At 60.8% G+C, this 17,607-nt stretch carries 18 protein-coding genes and 3 tRNA genes; 9 read left to right on the forward strand and 12 right to left on the reverse strand.

Annotated elements, in window-relative coordinates:
- The 5 genes from R3355_RS08230 to R3355_RS08250 form a co-directional block, all read right to left on the reverse strand.
- Positions 1-855 (reverse strand): pirin family protein, encoded by an 855-nt coding sequence (locus tag R3355_RS08230; protein WP_318960796.1) that lies wholly within the window; start codon positions 853-855, stop codon positions 1-3.
- Between the two features lie 283 nt (positions 856-1,138).
- Positions 1,139-1,873 carry a VacJ family lipoprotein gene (locus R3355_RS08235; protein WP_318960883.1) on the reverse strand — a complete coding sequence of 245 codons (735 nt, stop codon included), beginning with the start codon at positions 1,871-1,873 and terminating at the stop codon, positions 1,139-1,141.
- Positions 1,874-1,907: 34 nt separating this feature from the next.
- On the reverse strand, positions 1,908-3,206 hold the full coding sequence (locus tag R3355_RS08240) for a serine/threonine protein kinase (RefSeq protein WP_318960797.1): 1,299 nt from the start codon (positions 3,204-3,206) through the stop codon (positions 1,908-1,910).
- Between the two features lie 78 nt (positions 3,207-3,284).
- Positions 3,285-3,773: a GNAT family N-acetyltransferase gene (locus R3355_RS08245; protein WP_318960798.1), complete on the reverse strand. Its 489-nt coding sequence runs from the start codon at positions 3,771-3,773 to the stop codon at positions 3,285-3,287.
- Between the two features lie 149 nt (positions 3,774-3,922).
- The gene (locus R3355_RS08250) at positions 3,923-4,150 is read right to left on the reverse strand and encodes a DUF2061 domain-containing protein (RefSeq protein WP_318960799.1); all 228 of its coding nucleotides are present in this window, start codon (positions 4,148-4,150) and stop codon (positions 3,923-3,925) included.
- Positions 4,151-4,416: 266 nt separating this feature from the next.
- On the opposite strand from R3355_RS08250, the gene R3355_RS08255 reads away from it, so the two are divergent.
- Positions 4,417-4,740 (forward strand): helix-hairpin-helix domain-containing protein, encoded by a 324-nt coding sequence (locus R3355_RS08255; protein ID WP_318947641.1) that lies wholly within the window; start codon positions 4,417-4,419, stop codon positions 4,738-4,740.
- Between the two features lie 381 nt (positions 4,741-5,121).
- On the opposite strand, the gene R3355_RS08260 is transcribed toward R3355_RS08255, so the two are convergent.
- Positions 5,122-5,197 (reverse strand) — tRNA-Asn (locus tag R3355_RS08260).
- A 65-nt stretch (positions 5,198-5,262) separates the two neighbouring features.
- Positions 5,263-6,459 carry an amino acid aminotransferase gene (locus R3355_RS08265; RefSeq protein ID WP_318947640.1) on the reverse strand — a complete coding sequence of 399 codons (1,197 nt, stop codon included), beginning with the start codon at positions 6,457-6,459 and terminating at the stop codon, positions 5,263-5,265.
- A 175-nt stretch (positions 6,460-6,634) separates the two neighbouring features.
- Between R3355_RS08265 and uvrB the strand changes: the two genes are divergently transcribed.
- A complete protein-coding gene (gene uvrB, locus R3355_RS08270; RefSeq protein WP_318960800.1) occupies positions 6,635-8,650 on the forward strand; it encodes an excinuclease ABC subunit UvrB in 2,016 nt (671 codons plus the stop codon).
- Between the two features lie 286 nt (positions 8,651-8,936).
- Here the strand turns inward: uvrB and sugE are convergent, their stop codons facing one another.
- From sugE to rdgC, 3 genes are all read right to left on the reverse strand, one after another.
- Positions 8,937-9,251, reverse strand: a complete 315-nt coding sequence (gene sugE, locus R3355_RS08275; protein ID WP_318960801.1) for a quaternary ammonium compound efflux SMR transporter SugE — start codon at positions 9,249-9,251, stop codon at positions 8,937-8,939.
- 153 nt (positions 9,252-9,404) lie between these two features.
- On the reverse strand, positions 9,405-10,346 hold the full coding sequence (locus R3355_RS08280; RefSeq protein WP_318960802.1) for a bile acid:sodium symporter family protein: 942 nt from the start codon (positions 10,344-10,346) through the stop codon (positions 9,405-9,407).
- Between the two features lie 90 nt (positions 10,347-10,436).
- Entirely contained in the window at positions 10,437-11,357 is a 921-nt protein-coding gene (gene rdgC, locus R3355_RS08285; protein ID WP_318960803.1) for a recombination-associated protein RdgC, read from the reverse strand.
- A 298-nt stretch (positions 11,358-11,655) separates the two neighbouring features.
- Here rdgC and R3355_RS08290 point away from each other — a divergent pair.
- The 4 genes from R3355_RS08290 to R3355_RS08305 all read left to right on the forward strand — a co-directional run bounded on the left by R3355_RS08290 (position 11,656) and on the right by R3355_RS08305 (position 13,596).
- Positions 11,656-11,731 (forward strand) — tRNA-Val (locus R3355_RS08290).
- A gap of 20 nt (positions 11,732-11,751) precedes the next feature.
- Positions 11,752-11,828: transfer RNA gene (locus R3355_RS08295), tRNA-Asp, on the forward strand.
- Between the two features lie 188 nt (positions 11,829-12,016).
- On the forward strand, positions 12,017-12,733 hold the full coding sequence (locus tag R3355_RS08300; RefSeq protein WP_318950263.1) for an FKBP-type peptidyl-prolyl cis-trans isomerase: 717 nt from the start codon (positions 12,017-12,019) through the stop codon (positions 12,731-12,733).
- Between the two features lie 413 nt (positions 12,734-13,146).
- On the forward strand, positions 13,147-13,596 hold the full coding sequence (locus R3355_RS08305) for a YkvA family protein (protein ID WP_318950261.1): 450 nt from the start codon (positions 13,147-13,149) through the stop codon (positions 13,594-13,596).
- Positions 13,597-13,600: 4 nt separating this feature from the next.
- Here the strand turns inward: R3355_RS08305 and R3355_RS08310 are convergent, their stop codons facing one another.
- Positions 13,601-14,251: a substrate-binding periplasmic protein gene (locus R3355_RS08310; protein WP_318960804.1), complete on the reverse strand. Its 651-nt coding sequence runs from the start codon at positions 14,249-14,251 to the stop codon at positions 13,601-13,603.
- A 225-nt stretch (positions 14,252-14,476) separates the two neighbouring features.
- Between R3355_RS08310 and R3355_RS08315 the strand changes: the two genes are divergently transcribed.
- Genes R3355_RS08315 through R3355_RS08325 form a run of 3 tightly spaced genes read left to right on the forward strand, consistent with a single transcriptional unit; the run spans position 14,477 to position 15,624 of the window.
- Positions 14,477-14,794, forward strand: coding sequence for a helix-turn-helix transcriptional regulator (locus R3355_RS08315; RefSeq protein WP_318960805.1), 318 nt, complete (start codon positions 14,477-14,479; stop codon positions 14,792-14,794).
- Positions 14,791-15,156, forward strand: coding sequence for a hypothetical protein (locus tag R3355_RS08320; RefSeq protein WP_318950253.1), 366 nt, complete (start codon positions 14,791-14,793; stop codon positions 15,154-15,156). The genes R3355_RS08315 and R3355_RS08320 overlap by 4 nt, the downstream gene beginning before the upstream one ends.
- Entirely contained in the window at positions 15,157-15,624 is a 468-nt protein-coding gene (locus tag R3355_RS08325; protein ID WP_318960806.1) for a sel1 repeat family protein, read from the forward strand. It abuts the gene before it with no gap.
- Between the two features lie 178 nt (positions 15,625-15,802).
- On the opposite strand, the gene R3355_RS08330 is transcribed toward R3355_RS08325, so the two are convergent.
- On the reverse strand, positions 15,803-17,563 hold the full coding sequence (locus R3355_RS08330) for a bifunctional diguanylate cyclase/phosphodiesterase (RefSeq protein ID WP_318960807.1): 1,761 nt from the start codon (positions 17,561-17,563) through the stop codon (positions 15,803-15,805).
- Between the last annotated feature and the right edge of the window lie 44 nt (positions 17,564-17,607).

The following is a 17,607-nucleotide window of genomic DNA, read 5'->3' on the forward strand; positions in this document are numbered from 1 at the left end:
TCAGGCCAGCGCGCCATCACGGAAGTCGCGCAGCGCCTGCTCGATCTCTTCCCGGGTATTCATCACGAACGGCCCGTACTGCACGATCGGCTCGCCCAAAGGCTTGCCGGCAATCAGCAGTAGTCTGGCGCCGTCGCGGCTGCTCAGGCGCAGTTCTCCACTATCGGACAGGCGCACCAGGCGTCCGGCTGGCACCGCCTGCGCACTGGCGCCCGGCAACTCGAGCGTGCCTGCGTAGACATACAGCATGACGCGATGGCCGTCAGGCAGGCGCGGGGCGATCTGGCTGCCCGCCGGCAGGCGCAGGTCGAACAGTTGCGGCTCGGTGTGCGGGCGTTGCACGGCGCCGCCTTGTTGCCGCTCTCCATCGTCGAACCGCCCGGCGATCACCACCACCTCGACACCGCTGGACGTGGTCAGGCGCGGAATCTCGTTGGCGGGAATGTCGCGGTAGCCGGGGTCGCCGAGCTTGTCCTTGGCCGGCAGGTTGAGCCACAGCTGGAAGCCGCGCATGAGCCCTTGTTCCTGCTCGGGCATCTCGCTGTGGATGATGCCGCGGGCGGCGGTCATCCACTGCACGCCGCCGCTTTGCAGCAGGCCGACATTGCCCAGGTGGTCTTCATGGCGCATGCGGCCTTCGAGCATGTAGGTGATGGTCTCGAAACCACGGTGCGGGTGCGGCGGGAAGCCGGCGATATAGTCGTCCGGATCGTCCGAGGCGAATTCATCGAGCATCAGGAAGGGGTCGAAGCGCTCAATCCCGCCGCCGCCAATCACCCGGTTCAGGCGCACACCGGCACCGTCGGACGCGGGTTGGCCGGGTTGGATGGCGAGTACGTTGCGCAGTTGGCTCATGGGGCACCTCCTCAAGTTGGAATATGCCCATCCTATGCCTATAAATCAGATCGTTGGTTGCGAAATTCGCGGGATAAGAATCGATTTATTAGATGATAAGCGGGCCGGGGAGGGCGTGGCTGGACGGTTTTCACCGGCAGGCCCGAAGCCCTCGATCAGCCGGCAGGTGACTTGGCCATCCGGGGCACATTGCGCCCGCTGCGGCGCTGCGCGACGGCGCCGGATAGTTCCATAACCTCTGAACCGTGCCAGGTTGAGACTCCGGGGAGCCCCTATAGTCGGTCTATTCGGCAATCAGCAGCTTGCGCGACTCGTTGTAGAAGTAGCGAATCTTCTCGTATTCGAACGGCGAGTTGAGCTGGCCGTAACGGAAGTTGACGGTAGAGCGCTGATCGGTCGTCTCGAGCAAGAAAATTTCCGGATGGCTGTTGCTGGCTTCGGCCACATTGAGCCAGTTGACCTGGCTCTTGGCGCTGAAATCCACCACCAGTCCGCCGGTGTCGCGCAGGTTGGAGGGGCCGAGCAGCGGCAGCATCAGGTAAGGGCCGGACGGTGCGCCGTAGAAGCCCAGGGTCTGACCGAAGTCTTCACGCTGTTTCGGCAGGCCCATGCGGCTCGCCGGATCCCACAGCCCGGCCACACCGATGGTGGTGTTGAGCAGCAGGCGGGCGGTGGTCTGCATCGAGCGCTTGGCTTTGAACTGCAGCAGACTGTTGAGCAGGTTGGGCACGTCGCCGAGGTTGCTGAAGAAGTTGCTCACTCCATGTTGCACGACAGTCGGGGTGACATAGCGATAACCGTCGACGATGGGCAGAAACACCCATTGATCGAAGCGATAGTTGAAGTGATAGACCCGGCGGTTCCAGGACTCCAGGGGGTCATAGACATTCAGGGCACCCAGGGTCGAGCGTTCGAACTCGCGCTGATCCAGGCCAGGATTGAACTGCAGGTGTTGCAGCGGTCGCTTGAAGCCGTCTTCATCGGCGTGATGCTCGGCCTGAGTCAGTCCGCTGGTCATTAGCAGTGTCAGCAGCAGGGTTGTAGCAAGAGGCTTAACCACGGAAGAACTCCAGCATGGCGTCGCTGTTGACGCGGTAGTTGAGGTTGCCGCAGTGCCCGCCGAACGGGTAGACGGTCAGGCGATCGCCCAGGGTTCGGCGCAGAAAGCCCAGGTCGCCTGGACCGAGGATGAGGTCGTCGGCATTGTGCATCACGGCGATCTTGCTGGAGTCTTTCAAATAGTCTTCGACGGCATAGAGACTGACCTGATCGACCATCTGGGTAACGCTGCCACCGTCAAGGCGGGCCCGCCACATCGGGATCAGCTGCTCGGTGATGTAGCAGTCGAAGTCGCACTGCAGGGCGCGCTTGAAGAAGGGGGTGAGGCTGGTGCTGTCGCTGATCGGGTAACGCGCCGGGGTGATCAGGCCGCGCCGGTTGATCAGGTCTGAGGTGAAGGCGATATCGGCGGCGGCGAAGCGGAACACCGTACCAATCAGCATGGCCATCTGCTCGTCGGACAACTGCTCCTTGGAGCGCTGGAAGTCGAAGAGCATCGCATCGTTGAGATCGACGTAACCCTTTTCCTGGAAATAACGGGTTAGCTTGGCCAGTACCGTCTCATAGAAAGTGGTGCTGCTGTCGATACCTTCGACCCGGGTTTGTACCAGGCGGTCGAGGTTGCTGGTCGAGGTGTAGAGGTTGACCGGCGGGTTGAGCAGCAACACGCGCTTGAAGTTGAAGCTGCGGCGGGTTTCGTCGAGCTTGCTGACGAATGCCGCTTGCAGGGCGCCCAGGCTGTAGCCGGTCAGGTGGAAGGCACTGACCTCCAAGCGCGGGTGCTGGGCGCGCACGGCCTGCATCGCTCGATACAGATCCTCGGCATCTTCGCCGGTGAGCCCCGGTGTGGCGAAACGCGAGGCAGCGGTCATGAAGTCGTAGCTGGTCGGCGAGGATAGTTGCACCACGTGGTAACCGGCGCCGTAGAACAGTTTCTTCAGGTATTCCGCCGTGCTGCTGGAGTAAGGCATACCCGTGCCGGCGATGATGAAAATCAGCGGCGCCTCGCCTTTCTGCTGGGCCAGGCGATAACCCATCTTGGTCACCGGCCAGAAATTATCCGGCAGTTCGAACTCGCGCTCCGGGCGCAGTTTGACCCGGTAGTCCTGCTGATCAATGTCGGCATCGGCCGGTAGTTGCGGTTGCAGTTCCGGTGGCGTGGTGGCGATGGTTGCCTCGAACGGGTTGGTCAGTGGGTAACCATAGCTTTGCGCGTCGATCTCGGTTGCCAACAGTGGCCCACCGAGGGCTATGCCGCACAGCAGAGCAGCGAAGCGATATACAAGCGGCATGACTTGAATCCCTTTAAAAAGAGAGCGGATTGATCGAGTTGAATGAAGTGAGACAACCGAACCTGTAGAGAGTGCCGGTCAAACCGATCTTTGGCCCAATACATGCAACGCCGGGCCGGTCAGGCGATACTGCGTCCAGTCATCCTGCGGCTGAGCGCCCAGGCGCTTATAGAAGTCGATGGCCGGTTCGTTCCAGTCAAGCACCGACCATTCCAGACGTCCACAGCCGCGCTCTACAGCCAAGCTCGCCAACTTGCCGAGCAAGGCTGTGCCAAGTCCCGTACCACGGACGCTGGAGCGTACATAGAGATCTTCGAGATAGATACCGGGTTTGCCTAGGAAGGTTGAGTAATTGTGGAAGAACAGGGCAAAGCCCGCCGCCGTGCCATCGACTTCGCCGATCAGTACTTCGGCAAAGGGGCGAGCGCCAAACAAGTGCTCAAGCATTTGTGCCGGGTCGGCTACCACCTGATCGCTGAGCTTCTCGTACTCGGCCAGTTCGCGGATAAAGCCGATGATCAGTCCAACATCGTCAGGTTGGGCACTGCGGATGTGCAAATGAGACATGGTCGTTCCTTGAATTGCCGATCAGGCGAGCATGCAGTGTGGCCATGGGATCTTGCAAGGTGTCCGGAGTCATTGGGCCACTTCAGATTGCTCGAAGTCTTGGTCGGAGTGTCAGGCGTTTGCAGTCGGCGAGGTTTCTTCACCGTATCTCAAGCCTGATGATGCAACCAGGCATGCTTCGGCCGCCGCTCTGGTGTTGGTCGTGCACGATTGTCCAGGCGTTGCCAGAGCTTCTCGTGGAAGTAGAAGCCCACCGAATTGCACAGGGGCTCGATGGCTGCCACCAGGCCACTGGCCGCGACACTACCGGTCAGCGCATAGGTCACCGCAAAGGCGATGCAGAAGTGCATCAGGGTGAAGGTTAGGGTCTTGAGCATGGCGCGCCTCTAATGAGAAGTATTAGCGATTGAGTGTGAGGTTAGCGGCTGCATTGTGATTGAATAAATGATTCATTTTGATTCTATCGATAGTATTTGGTAATCGTAAAGTAGTTGTCGAGCAGTGCGCAGTCACGAGAAATCCTCAATAAAATGCTCGGGGGAGTTTGACAAGGCGATGCTGACGGCTAACTTGAAGTGCGCGGCGCATGGAAGTCCCGCGCTGCTCACAATTGACTTGAGCTTTTCTGAAATGGAGTTTCAATATGAATAAGCGCTATCTCTCTTCCCTGCTGTGTGCTGTTCTGGCCGCAGCTGCTCTCAGCGTCTCCGCCGCCGAAACCACCAAGACTGCTCCCGCTAAGCCTGCGGTCGTGCAAGTGGCGGAGGCCGGCAAGGTCAATCTCAATACGGCCGATGCTCCCACGCTGCAGCGTGAGCTGAGTGGTATCGGCGAGGCCAAGGCCAAGGCGATAGTGGCGTATCGTGACACCCATGGTGCCTTCGCCTCGGTTGACGAGCTGCTCGAGGTCAAGGGCATCGGCGAGTCGATCCTGGCCAAGAACCGCGACAAGCTGAGCATCAATTAACCGAACAACCGAACAACCGAAACGCTGGAAGATGAAGGCCGGTCACTGACCGGCCTTTTTATTTACCGAGGTTTTCGAATTTGGCTCCGCGACCAGGACTCGACAGCGCAGCTGAACGCGCGGAAGCAGCGGCCCCGAAGGGGTGGGCCTTGGCGAATAACCTGGGACGTCGTTCCGGCGAGAGTCCGCAGGCAATAAAAAACCCGGCTGGATGGCCGGGTTCTTGAATTTGGCTCCGCGACCAGGACTCGACAGCGCAGCTGAACGCGCGGAAGCAGCGGCCCCGAAGGGGTGAGCCTTGGCGAATAACCTGGGACGCAGTCCCAGGTGAGAGTCCGCAGGCAATAAAAAAACCCGGCTGGATGGCCGGGTTCTTGAATTTGGCTCCGCGACCAGGACTCGAACCTGGGACCCAATGATTAACAGTCATTTGCTCTACCGACTGAGCTATCGCGGAACAACGGTGCGTATCCTACTGATTAGGAAGGGGAAGTCAAGTGTAGCGGACTTCCCCCAAGCGGCTCAGAGCACCTGGGCGATGGCCTGGGTCACGGCCGGCAGATTGCGCTGGTTCAGCGCAGCAACGCAGATGCGCCCGGTGCCGACTGCGTAGATGCCAAACTCGCTTTTCAGACGTTCCACCTGCTCGGTGGTGAGGCCCGAGTAGGAGAACATGCCGCGCTGCTGGGCGACGAAGCTGAAGTCGCGTTTGGCGCCCAGCACGGCCAACTGCTCGACCATGGCCATGCGCATGCTGCGGATGCGTTCGCGCATTTCGCCCAGTTCGGCTTCCCACATGGCCCGCAGTTCGGGCGTGTTGAGCACTGCCGCGACGACGCTGGCACCATGGGTCGGTGGGTTTGAGTAGTTGGTGCGGATCACCCGCTTGAGCTGCGACAGCACCCGGCTGGTTTCATCTTGCGAGCCGGTGACGATGGACAGTGCGCCCACTCGTTCGCCATACAGCGAGAACGACTTGGAAAAAGAACTGGAGACGAAGAAGGTCATGCCGGATTCGGCGAACAGGCGCACGGCCGCGGCGTCTTCCTCGATACCGTCGCCAAAGCCCTGGTAGGCGATGTCGAGGAATGGCACATGCTCGCGTTCACGGAGGATCTCGAGAATGGCCTGCCAGTCGTCCATGCTCAGGTCGACGCCGGTCGGGTTGTGGCAGCAGGCGTGCAGTACCACGATCGAGCGGGCGGGCAGGTTTTTCAGGTCTTCGAGCAGGCCACCACGGTTCACGCCATTGCTGAAGGCATCGTAATAGCGGTAATTGCGCACCGGGAAGCCGGCGGCTTCGAAAAGGGCGCGGTGGTTTTCCCAGCTTGGGTCGCTGATGGCGACTGCGGCATCCGGGAGCAAACGCTTGAGGAAGTCCGCGCCGACTTTCAAGGCGCCGGTGCCACCGAGGGCCTGGGCGGTGATCACTCGGCCTTCTTGCGCCAGGGTCGAGCCGGCGCCGAACAGCAGGGTCTGCACGGCCTGGTCGTAGGCGGCGATGCCCTCGATCGGCAGGTAGCCACGGGGCGCATGGGTGGCGGTCAGCGCATTTTCTGCTTCCTCCACCGCCCGCATCAGCGGAATTCGCCCTTCTTCATTGGTGTACACGCCAACACCGAGGTTGACCTTGGTGGGGCGGGTATCGGCGTTGAATGCTTCGTTGAGGCCCAGGATGGGGTCGCGCGGAGCCATTTCGACGGCAGAGAACAGACTCATGGATGCGGCAGCTCGGAGGAAGAGGGGTGAGTGTCTGCAATGCCCCGCTAGGGGTTGCGTAAGTGGGCCGGTAGTATAGCGACCCATAACGTGTGTCGCGACAGCGGGTACACGCCTTTCAACTGTTTTGACGTACGCTTTCAGATCGCGTCACAGTCGTTTGTCGAGGTTAGTCATGTCCAAGTTCAAGCTGGTCACCCGTTTTCAGCCTGCCGGCGATCAGCCGGAGGCCATTCGGCAGATGGTTGAAGGCTTGGAGGCGGGGCTGTCGCACCAGACCCTGCTCGGTGTGACCGGCTCGGGCAAGACTTTCAGCATCGCCAACGTGATCGCCCAGATTCAGCGGCCGACCCTGGTGCTGGCGCCGAACAAGACCCTGGCCGCGCAGCTGTATGGTGAGTTCAAGAGTTTCTTCCCGAACAATGCTGTGGAGTATTTCGTTTCCTATTACGACTACTACCAGCCGGAAGCCTATGTGCCGTCCTCCGACACCTTTATCGAGAAGGACGCCTCGATCAACGACCATATCGAGCAGATGCGCCTGTCGGCGACCAAGGCGCTGCTGGAGCGGCCGGATGCGATCATCGTCACCACGGTGTCGTGCATCTACGGTTTGGGCAGTCCCGAGTCCTATCTGAAAATGGTGCTGCACGTCGACCGCGGCGACAAGCTGGATCAGCGTGAGCTGCTGCGCCGCCTGGCTGATTTGCAGTACACGCGCAACGATATGGATTTTGCCCGTGCCAGCTTCCGGGTGCGCGGCGACGTGATCGATGTGTTTCCCGCGGAGTCGGAGCTGGAGGCCGTGCGTGTCGAACTGTTCGACGATGAGGTGGAGAGCCTGTCGGCTTTTGATCCGTTGACCGGTGAGGTGATCCGCAAGTTGCCGCGTTTCACCTTCTATCCCAAGAGCCACTACGTCACCCCGCGCGAGGTGCTGCTGGAGGCGGTGGACAAGATCAAGGTCGAACTGGCCGAGCGCCTGGACTACCTGCGCAGCAACAACAAGCTGGTCGAAGCGCAGCGCCTGGAGCAGCGTACCCGTTTCGACCTGGAGATGATTCTCGAGCTGGGCTACTGCAACGGCATCGAAAATTACTCGCGCTACCTGTCCGGGCGCGGGCCGGGCGAGCCACCGCCGACTCTCTACGACTACCTGCCGGACGAGGCGCTGCTGGTGATCGACGAGTCCCACGTCTCGGTGCCGCAGGTCGGCGCCATGTACAAGGGCGACCGCTCGCGCAAGGAAACCCTGGTCGAGTATGGCTTCCGCCTGCCCTCGGCGCTGGATAATCGGCCGATGCGCTTCGAGGAGTGGGAGGCGGCCAGCCCGCAGACCATCTTTGTCTCGGCCACGCCGGGCAACTACGAGGCCGAGCATGCCGGTCGGGTGATCGAGCAGGTGGTGCGGCCCACCGGGCTGGTCGACCCGCAGATCGAAGTCCGTCCGGCGCTGACCCAGGTCGATGACCTGCTCTCGGAAATCCACAAGCGCGTGGCACTGGGGGAAAGGGTGCTGGTCACCACCCTGACCAAGCGCATGGCCGAGGATCTGACCGATTATCTGGCCGATCATGGCGCCAAGGTGCGTTACCTGCACTCGGATATCGACACGGTGGAGCGGGTTGAGATCATCCGTGACCTGCGTATCGGCGCCTTCGATGTGCTGGTCGGCATCAACCTGCTACGCGAAGGCCTGGACATGCCGGAGGTGTCGCTGGTGGCGATTCTCGATGCGGACAAGGAGGGCTTCCTGCGCAGCGAGCGCTCGCTGATCCAGACCATCGGTCGCGCCGCGCGCAACCTCAACGGCCGGGCGATTCTCTATGCCGACCGGATGACCGGCTCGATGGAGCGCGCCATCGGCGAGACCGAGCGGCGGCGCAACAAGCAGATCGCCTTCAACGCCGCCAATGGCATCACCCCAAAAGGGGTGTTCAAGGATGTCCAGGACATCCTCGAAGGCGCCACCGTACCTGGCTCGCGCAGCAAGAAGCGCAAGGGCATGGCTCAGGCTGCGGAAGAAAGCGCGCGCTACGAGAACGAATTGCGTTCGCCGAGTGAAATCGCCAAGCGCATCCGCCAGCTGGAAGAGAAGATGTACCAGTTGGCCCGCGACCTGGAGTTCGAGGCCGCCGCGCAGCTGCGCGACGAGATCCACAAGCTGCGTGAGCGTCTGTTGCAGGTGTGATTCCTGGTGTGACGGTTAACCTGGTGGAACGGCGCCTTTCCAGGAGTCACCGCGGGTCGCGCCGATAGCCTCCAGTTGTCACATTCAAAACTTAACCGGGACCTCAACGGTGTCGCGACACTAAGCATTCAGTCGCGAAAGATTCATCGGTTGGGTCAGCGGCGTTCCGGTTCAGGGTTGCGCGTACGGTCTCAGGCGCCGCGTAACCCCGCATCGATGTGCGCAACCCCGTGTTGCAGGCGTGCAAGTGGCGTCTGCCGTGCGGCTATAGAATATTCGGCTTGGCTCAGTGGCTGAGTTTCAGGCCGAGCAGGCCGCAAAGAATCAGTGCCACGCTGGCCAGGCGGATCAGCGCCATGGATTCGCCGAACAGGATAATGCCGGCGACTACCGTGCCGACTGCGCCGACCCCCGTCCAGATCGCGTAGGCGGTGCCCAGCGGCAATTCCTTCATGGCCAGGCCGAGCAGCGCCAGGCTGACAATCATCGCCGCGATGGTAAGCAGGGTGGGGATTGGCCGCGAAAAGCCATCGGTGTATTTCAAGCCTACGGCCCAGCAGACTTCGAACAGGCCGGCAAACAGCAGAATGATCCAGGGCATGGTGACCTTCCTCAGGAACGGCAAGGGTAGGGGCCGTCCCCTGGATTGGGTCTCGCGAAGAGTGCTGAGGTCGTCCTCATGCTGTGCGCTATTTTGCACAGTTCGAGGGGCTAGGCAAGTCGCCGCGGACCAGCGGAAGTCGTTGGTTTATTTCTAGGTTTTTCCAGAATCCTGACCCATCCGACGATAAAGCGTTGCCAGCAGTGGGCCGGACAGGTTGTGCCATACGCTGAACAGTGCGCTGGGTACCGCCGCCAGCGGCGAGAAGTGCGCGCTGGCCAGAGCGGCACCGAGCCCGGAGTTCTGCATGCCGACCTCGATGGACAGGGTCTTGCATTGCGCCAGCGGCATGCCGAAAGCGCGCCCGGTGAAGTAACCAATGGCCAGGCCGATGCCGTTGTGCAGAATCACCACCGCCATGATCAGCAGGCCGGACTCGGCGATCTTCGCCTGGCTGGCAGCGACCACCGCAGCGACGATGGCGACGATGCTTACCACCGAGATCAGCGGCAGCACTTCCACCGCCATCTTCACGCGTTCGCCGAGCAGGCGCTGCACGATCAGGCCGAGGATGATCGGTAGCAGCACCATCTTGAGGATCGAGACGAACATTGCCGAGAAGGATACCGGCAGCCATTCCGAGGCCAGCAGCCAGATCAGTGCCGGGGTGACCAGTGGCGCGAGCAGGGTGGTCACCGCGGTGATCGATACCGATAGGGCGACGTCGCCACGGGCGAACCAGGTCATCACGTTGGAAGCGGTGCCTCCGGGACAGCAGCCGACCAGAACTACGCCGACGGCGATTTCCGCTGGGAGCCCGAGCAGCTTGCACAGCGACCAGGCAAGTGCCGGCATGATGACAAACTGCGCCAGCACGCCGATCAGTACGCGCAGCGGGCGGCGCGCGACCTCACGGAAATCTTCGCCTTTGAGGGTCAAGCCCATGCCGAACATGATCAGCCCGAGCAGGGGCACGATCCACGCGGTAAGCGGCAGGAAATTGCTGGGCAGATAAAACGCCAGTACGGCGAACAGCAGCACCCACAGGGCGAACGTGTTGCCGATAAAGCGACTCAGGGCGATGAGGGCGCGCATGGGCTCGATCCTTAAGCAGTGGCACTGTCATGAGTATGGAGAGGCCGCACGCGCGCCATTCAGGCCAGCGCGAGCAGCCTTGCTTGAGGCTTAGATGCCCTGGGGCGTCTCTTCGCCACCCAGGGCTTCGAACAGCGCGGGGAGGAATTCGACGAAGGTCAGCATCATCAGGGTGAAGCTGGCGTCCTGTTGGCCGAGAGCGTCGTCGCCGCCATCCTGTTCAGCCTGATCCTGCAGCAGATCCTCAAAGCGCAGGCGCTTGACCACCAGTTTGTCGTCGAGCATGAACGACAGCTTGTCCTGCCAGGCCAGCGACAGTTGGGTGACCTGTTTGCCCGAGGTCATATGCAGCTGGATTTCGTCGCCGGTCAGGTCCTGGCGCTTGCAGCGCACCACGCCGCCATCTTCGTGGGTGTCGCGCAGCTCGCATTCGTCGAGCACATGGAAGTCGTCGGCGGCCTTCTGCGTCTTGACCCACTCGGTCATGGTGGCGCTGGGGGCAATCTTCACGGTCAGTGGGCGTACCGGCAGCGAGCCGATGGCTTCACGCAGGGTGGAGAGCAGGTCTTCCGCGCGCTTAGGGCTGGAGGCATCGACCAGAATCAGGCCTTGCTTCGGGGCGATGGCGGCGAAGGTTGCCGACTTGCGGATGAAGGCGCGCGGCAGGAAAGTCTGCACGATGTCATCCTTGAGCTGGTCGCGTTCCTTCTTGTAGACCTTGCGCATCTGCTCGGCCTCGATCTCGTCGACTTTCTCCTTCAAGGCATCACGCACTACGCTGCCCGGCAGGATGCGTTCCTCCTTGCGCGCCGCGATCAGCAGGAAGTCGCCGCTGGCATGCACCAGTGGCGCATCGCCGCCTTTGCCGAAGGGGGCGACGAAACCATAGGTGGTCAACTCCTGGCTGGCACAGGGGCGTGCCGGTTTGGCGGCCAGTGCGGTTTCGAGTGCCTCGGCATCGAAGGGAATATCTTGGGTAAGGCGATAAACCAGCAGGTTGCGAAACCACATGGGGGGTGACTCTCCGTATAACGTGAAAGTCGCGAAACGACGCCATCCTTATGTCCTTCTCCCCTGAGAGAAGGTGGCGCGCAGCGACGGATGAGGGAAGCGGGTATGTCGCGAGAGGCTCTTATGCTTCGGGGCGCCTCTCGCGGCACACCCGTTAACGCAAAGCGCGCATTATTCTCCCCTTGGCGCCTCAGGCCAACCCTGCGCTAAGCCTTTGGCACGTCGATAAAAAATTTTTAAATCAGTGCTTGCCAAGGTGAGGTCGGCTGTCTAGAATGCGCCCCACTTCGAGAGTGAAGGGTGATTAGCTCAGCTGGGAGAGCATCTGCCTTACAAGCAGAGGGTCGGCGGTTCGATCCCGTCATCACCCACCAACTCGTTTTTGAAGTTACGCGCAGCGGTAGTTCAGTCGGTTAGAATACCGGCCTGTCACGCCGGGGGTCGCGGGTTCGAGTCCCGTCCGCTGCGCCATTTTTTACCTCGCTCCATCTCCGCTATGCCCCTTCCGCAATACTCGCTGTATTCCTTCGAAAATCTGCTTAAATACCTGAACTTATACGCATTTCCTGGTTCGTATCCTGGTAGCCAGTGATTGCGGCAGCCTGCTAAGCTCGCGCCTTCACTCGATTGCCCTAGGGCGCACCGAACAAGGAATAAGCATGAAACAGCATCGTTTAGCGGCGGCGGTCGCCTTGGTAGGCCTGGTTCTCGCGGGTTGTGATTCGCAAACCAAGGAAATCAGTCTGGAAACCCCGGCGCAGAAAGCTTCCTACGGTATCGGCCTGAACATGGGCAAGAGCCTGGCGCAGGAAGGTATGGATGACCTCGATTCGAAAGCCGTGGCGCAAGGCATCGAAGATGCCATCGGCAAGAAAGAACAGCGCCTGAAAGACGACGAACTGGTCGAGGCTTTCGCGTTCCTGCAGAAGCGTGCCGAAGAGCGCATGGCTGCCATGAGCGAGGAGTCGGTCAAGGCCGGCAAGAAATTCCTCGAAGAGAATGGCAAGCGTGAAGGGGTAGTCACCACCGAATCCGGTTTGCAGTACGAAGTGCTGAAAAAAGCCGAAGGCGATCAGCCGAAGGCCACCGATGTGGTGAGCGTGCACTATGAAGGCAAATTGACCGATGGCAGCGTGTTCGACAGTTCTATCGAGCGCGGTAGCCCGATCGAGCTGCCTGTCAGCGGTGTGATTCCTGGGTGGGTCGAAGGCCTGCAGCTGATGCATGTCGGCGAGAAGTACAAGCTCTATATTCCGAGCGAGCTGGCATACGGCGAGCAAAGCCCGACCCCGGCAATTCCGGCCAACTCGGTGCTGGTGTTCGAGTTGGAACTGCTGGAAATCAAGGCCGCCGCTGCTGCCAGTGCCGAGCAGTAAGCGCTAGGCGTTTGACGGGCCAGGAGTAGTCCTGGGTTCGACAGGCCGCCAAGGTTGCAGGCAACGCCCCGTTTCGACGGGGCGTTGTCGTTTCTGCCGATTACAAAATGAACCTGAGGCTGACTGGCGGGTCGGAAAAAAGACCCGAATGGAATTCTGGCGTCACGGTTATGCACATTTTGCCCGGCACCTGACTCGGCCTTGCCATGTGCTTCTTGGAAAACTCTTTGCAAAATTCAAGTTATTGATTTAAAACAACTTTAATGGCTGGATAAAAAATGTCCGATCTGTAGCGAGGCCGCATGGGCTGGGCGTTTGATAGGCTCATCTGAAAACTGTTCACAAGGTTATCCACAGCTTTAGTGGATAACCCAATCCAGCCCAGCAGGCATGCGGGTTGCCGAGGAAGACCCATGAAACAACCGTGGAACTTTTCCAGTTATCTACGTACTGCACAGGTTTTTTTGCGGCGTGGTCGGTTACCTGCCCTGCTGCTGGCGGTGGCACGCAAGAGTGCAAGGCAGGGCGGGCGCTTCAGCGTTTTGAAAGAAGATTTGCGGCTCCTGCAAGGCCTCTGCATGGCCTGGTGGCGCGGTGAGTATCGAGCGATCAGCTCGCAGGCGTTACTGGCGGTAGTGGCGGCGCTGCTGTATTTCGTCACGCCACTGGATGGGCTGCCAGACTGGTTGCCGGTGGTGGGCTTTGTCGATGACTTGGCCGTGCTGGCTTGGGTGCTGCGCACCTGGAGTGATGAGCTGGCGGCATTTCGTGCCTGGCGAGATGCCCAGGCGCCTGAGGTGCTCGAGGTTATCGAGCGCCTGCCGGATGGACAAAGTGTGGCGCTGGATAAGCTGAAGCCCTGATGGGCTATTGGGAAGGCTGCCTAGGGAGATCATCGAGCATCCGGGCGATTGTCCCTGAGTCGCGCAGCTCCAGCAGCACTTCATCCAGCCGCTCTGCACTGATCGGCAGGTGCTGGCCATAGGCGCAATGCAGGTCGTAGCGCTGTACCACCCAGCCACTGAAGTGCAGGGGCAGCTCCGGGCGTTGAGCCAGCTTGTAGGCCATGGGACGACGCATGTCGATCAGCGCATCCAGGCGCTGCCTGCTCAACAGGTTCAGTCCGCTATCGAGGTCGCGGACATTCTGGCGAGTCACCAGCTGGCGGGCGAAGGCTTCCATCAATGGCAGGCTGTAGATATAGCCGAGTTGAGTGCCGAGGACTTTACCGTGCAGATCTTGCAACCCTGTCACGGGCGCTTGCCGGTCATGCAGAAGGAGCACGTCCTCCTCCTGGTAAAGCTTGGGTGACCAGCGATAGCGCTGGGGTTCGGCCACCCACTCCGGATTGGCGTTGCAGATCAGATGAATGCGCCCGCGCTGGATGAACTCTTCAATGCGCTTGTTCGGGGTCTCGACGAAGCGTAATTCGAGACCCAGGCGCTGGCCAACCATGTTGCCGAGTTGGTGGGTGAAACCACCAAGTAATTGATGATTACGGACCTCGACATAAGGCATGCCATCGGCCGGGGAGAAGCCCCAGCGTAATGCCTCTGCGCCGCTTATGGCACTCCAGCAGCCCAGCAGCAAGATCGCCAGTGTCCGCAAAAATACCCCCAGAATATTGTCCGTATAGTTTCAAGGCAGTATAGGCCACGCCCTTTGCAGGGTTGGGCTGTTAACATAGCCCTCTGCAAGGAAGGTGCCGAGGCTGTCGGCACTGCTTTCTACGGAGAGTCGAGAATGAAAGTGCAAGTAATCAAACGTGATGGCGAGCCCGAATATGCGGTACTGCCCTGGGCAGATTACCTGGCCTTGTTGCAGGCCTCGGGTAACGCTGCGCAAGTTCCGGCGGCTGCGGATGCAGTCAAACCGGCGCTGAGCGAGTTGACGCGTTTGCGTGAAGAAAAGGGTTTGTCGCTGCAAGAGCTGGCGCGCTCGGTGGGAATCAGTCCGCATTATCTGGGCATGATCGAAAGCGCCGAGCGCCAGCCGGATGCCGCCATCAAACGGGCCTTGGCCTGGGCGCTCGGTGTCGCTGGCTGGGAGGAGACGCTTTGAGCGTAAGTATCAGTCGTCAGCATTGGCAAGCCTTGCTCGATGAGTTGGAGGACGCCCGACGCCAGCGTCATCTGTTGACCTATCGAGCGTTAGTCGAGCGCTTGGCTCTGCCGACTCCGGCGATGCAAACGCTCACGGCTGCGCTGGAGCACCTGGCGGTCCTGGATGCCCGTGCCGAACGGCCACTGCGTAGCGCCTTGGTGATCAGTCAGGGAGCGAGCCGGCTGCCGCGAACCGGGTTCTTCGACTGCGTGACTCGTCTTGGCCGCTTTAACGGTGCTTCGGACGGTGTCGCTGCTGCGTCCTGGCATGCGGCCGAAGTGGTGCGGGTGTTCGAGTTCGATTACTCCGAGGGGCTCTAGGTGCTTTGGCGACTGCGTGCGCGGATTGGCTATGGCGTGGCCCGGCGACTGTTTCACTGGTCGTGGTTGGTCAAACAGCCACGCGGCTGGCGCTGGCTTGAAGGACAGTTCGCGCGTATGGCCAACCTGGGCGATGTTGCTGCGCAGAGTTTCTACGGGCATATCCTGCTGTTTCGTGGCCAGGGTGTTGGTGCCCGTGAAGAAGGCGTGCGTCTGCTGCGCCTGGCCGCTACAGGTGGTGATGCCAAGGCCGCCTATCAGCTCGGCGTACTCAGCCTGGCGGGCGATACCCGGCAAGCCCCCGATGGCCTTGAGGCGGCGCGCTGGTGGACGCTGGCGGCCACGGCTGGCCATCCCCTGGCCGCCCAGCGCTTGACCGACCTGTATCGCGAGGGCGGTCCCGGCTTGCCGGCCGATGCCGAGCGGGCGGCGCGCTTTGTCCAGAGGGCCCGGGAACTGGGGTTGTAGCGGGGTAGGGGGTGGATCCGGCGGGGGCGCAATGCTACCCGCTTGGCTATCCGGTGGCGGTGATCGGCGATCAGGGGGCGCCGCAGGATCGCCGGAATGCCGGACCACAGCAAGTAGGTAGCTACAGCTCTTGTTATTTCCTGATAAGAATTCCAAGCCTACGGGTGAGGTGATTGGCTTACGCCGACAGCCTGTGCGTATCAATGATATGCAGGCTGTAGCCGGGCACCGCCTTGGCGTGACGCTTGGCCTCCGAAGCCAGGGCGGCGAGCTGGCTGGCGTCCAGTTGTGCGCACTGCTCCGGGCGCAAGTGCACCACGCCCAGTGACAGGGAGAGCAGGGCGAACTCCTGGCGCTGGCCCTGCCGGCTGTGAGCGATCAGGCAACCAGCTTGCAGATGCTCGTCGCTGTAGAAACGTCGGCATTGACTTTGGAAGTCTTCCTGCAGGCGATTGAGGCGGGCTCGCCAATCGTGCGAGCCGAGTACCAGCAGGAAATCGTCGCCGCCAATATGGCCGACAAAATCGCGGGCAGGGTCGACCCGCTCGCTCAGGCATTGCGCCAGACTCAGCAACACTTCATCGCCTTTGGCATAGCCATAGAGGTCATTGAACGGCTTGAAGTTGTCGATATCCACATAGCAGATCACCGCTTCGCGCGCTTGTTGCAGCAGGCGCGTCAGACATTGCTGGATAGGTACATTACCCGGCAGCAGGGTCAACGGGTTGGCATAGCGTGCCTGCTGGATCTTCAGTTCGGTGATCAGCTTGAGCACATCGATCACCCGGCCCAGCCCCAGGTAGCTGCCGTCCTGGGTGATGATGAAGTCTTCCTCGATGCGCTGACGGGCACGACTGGTGAGCAGGCGACTGACCTTCTGTAGCGACTGCGTCAGTTCGACGGCGAGGAAGTCATGGCTCATCAGGCGGCTGATCGGTTTGCGGGCGAACAGGTCGGTGGCGAAGGGCTTGAGCAGCGCTTCGGACAGCGCATGGCGGTTGACGATGCCGACCGGTTGCCCATGCTCATCGATGACGGCCAGGGAGTTGAGATTGGCCTGGGCACGGAAGGCTTCCAACACCTCGGCGATCGGCGTGTGCTGGGCTACGGCCGACTGTTCGTTGAGCAGGGCGCTGAGGTTGCTGCCTTCCTCGCTCAAGACCAGCGCATTGCCGTTGAGCGTCGGCAGGAGCTGGTGTGCGTCCTGTGGCGGTTGTTCCTGCGGGCGACAGAGCAAGTAGCCTTGCAGCAGGTCAATGCCCATCTCCGCCAGTACGGCGAGTTCTTCTTCCAGTTCGATGCCTTCGGCAATCACCTGGGCGCGTGATGCCTTGGCCATCTTCAGGATCGAGCCGACGAACTCGCGCTTGACCGCATCCTGATGAATGCCATCGATGAAGTGACGGTCTATTTTCACGTAGTCGGGGCGCAGTTCTGACCATAGGCGCAGGCTTGAATAGCCAGCGCCCAGGTCGTCCAGGGCAATCGAGAAGCCCATGGCGCGGTAATGGTGCAGAGCTGTGTCGAGGAGCGCGAAGTCGTCGGTGGGTGACTGCTCGGTCAGCTCGATCACCACCTGACTGGGAGGGATGCCATAGGCTTGCAGCAGTTGCAGGGTGCGGCCGGGCTGATGGCCGGGCTCCAGCAGTGAGTCCGGGGATACATTGAGAAACAGCTTGCCTGGCAGTTGCAGCTCGCTGAAGCGTCGGCAGGCATTCTTGCGACAAGCCACTTCCAGCTCGCCCAGCCGCTCGGCATTGCGTGCCACGGCGAACAGATTGATTGGTGAGTGCAGTGGGCTGTTGGACGGGCCACGGGTCAGGGCTTCATAGCCGAGAATGCGTCGTTCGGAAAGGCTGATGATCGGTTGGAACAGGCTATGCAGGTCGCCGTGAGCGAGAATATGGTCCAGCGCGCTCAGTTGCTCGGTGACAGTCATTTGGGGTCTCGATATCCAGAAAAAATGCAGGGGCTGATATCGCT

The organism is Pseudomonas sp. (assembly GCF_033723075.1).
GTDB lineage: Bacteria > Pseudomonadota > Gammaproteobacteria > Pseudomonadales > Pseudomonadaceae > Aquipseudomonas.

What these genes read in the sequence shown, in the direction of transcription:
- uvrB (WP_318960800.1), top strand. Translation starts at nt 6,635, where the DNA reads ATGTCCAAGTTCAAGCTGGTCACCCGTTTTCAGCCTGCCGGCGATCAG.
- R3355_RS08235 (WP_318960883.1), bottom strand. Translation starts at nt 1,873, where the DNA reads ATGACCAGCGGACTGACTCAGGCCGAGCATCACGCCGATGAAGACGGC.
- R3355_RS08315 (WP_318960805.1), top strand. Translation starts at nt 14,477, where the DNA reads ATGAAAGTGCAAGTAATCAAACGTGATGGCGAGCCCGAATATGCGGTA.
- R3355_RS08230 (WP_318960796.1), bottom strand. Translation starts at nt 855, where the DNA reads ATGAGCCAACTGCGCAACGTACTCGCCATCCAACCCGGCCAACCCGCG.
- R3355_RS08305 (WP_318950261.1), top strand. Translation starts at nt 13,147, where the DNA reads ATGAAACAACCGTGGAACTTTTCCAGTTATCTACGTACTGCACAGGTT.
- R3355_RS08265 (WP_318947640.1), bottom strand. Translation starts at nt 6,459, where the DNA reads ATGAGTCTGTTCTCTGCCGTCGAAATGGCTCCGCGCGACCCCATCCTG.
- R3355_RS08245 (WP_318960798.1), bottom strand. Translation starts at nt 3,773, where the DNA reads ATGTCTCATTTGCACATCCGCAGTGCCCAACCTGACGATGTTGGACTG.
- sugE (WP_318960801.1), bottom strand. Translation starts at nt 9,251, where the DNA reads ATGCCCTGGATCATTCTGCTGTTTGCCGGCCTGTTCGAAGTCTGCTGG.
- R3355_RS08250 (WP_318960799.1), bottom strand. Translation starts at nt 4,150, where the DNA reads ATGCTCAAGACCCTAACCTTCACCCTGATGCACTTCTGCATCGCCTTT.
- R3355_RS08255 (WP_318947641.1), top strand. Translation starts at nt 4,417, where the DNA reads ATGAATAAGCGCTATCTCTCTTCCCTGCTGTGTGCTGTTCTGGCCGCA.
- R3355_RS08300 (WP_318950263.1), top strand. Translation starts at nt 12,017, where the DNA reads ATGAAACAGCATCGTTTAGCGGCGGCGGTCGCCTTGGTAGGCCTGGTT.
- R3355_RS08240 (WP_318960797.1), bottom strand. Translation starts at nt 3,206, where the DNA reads ATGCCGCTTGTATATCGCTTCGCTGCTCTGCTGTGCGGCATAGCCCTC.
- rdgC (WP_318960803.1), bottom strand. Translation starts at nt 11,357, where the DNA reads ATGTGGTTTCGCAACCTGCTGGTTTATCGCCTTACCCAAGATATTCCC.
- R3355_RS08310 (WP_318960804.1), bottom strand. Translation starts at nt 14,251, where the DNA reads ATGCCTTATGTCGAGGTCCGTAATCATCAATTACTTGGTGGTTTCACC.
- R3355_RS08280 (WP_318960802.1), bottom strand. Translation starts at nt 10,346, where the DNA reads ATGCGCGCCCTCATCGCCCTGAGTCGCTTTATCGGCAACACGTTCGCC.
- R3355_RS08330 (WP_318960807.1), bottom strand. Translation starts at nt 17,563, where the DNA reads ATGACTGTCACCGAGCAACTGAGCGCGCTGGACCATATTCTCGCTCAC.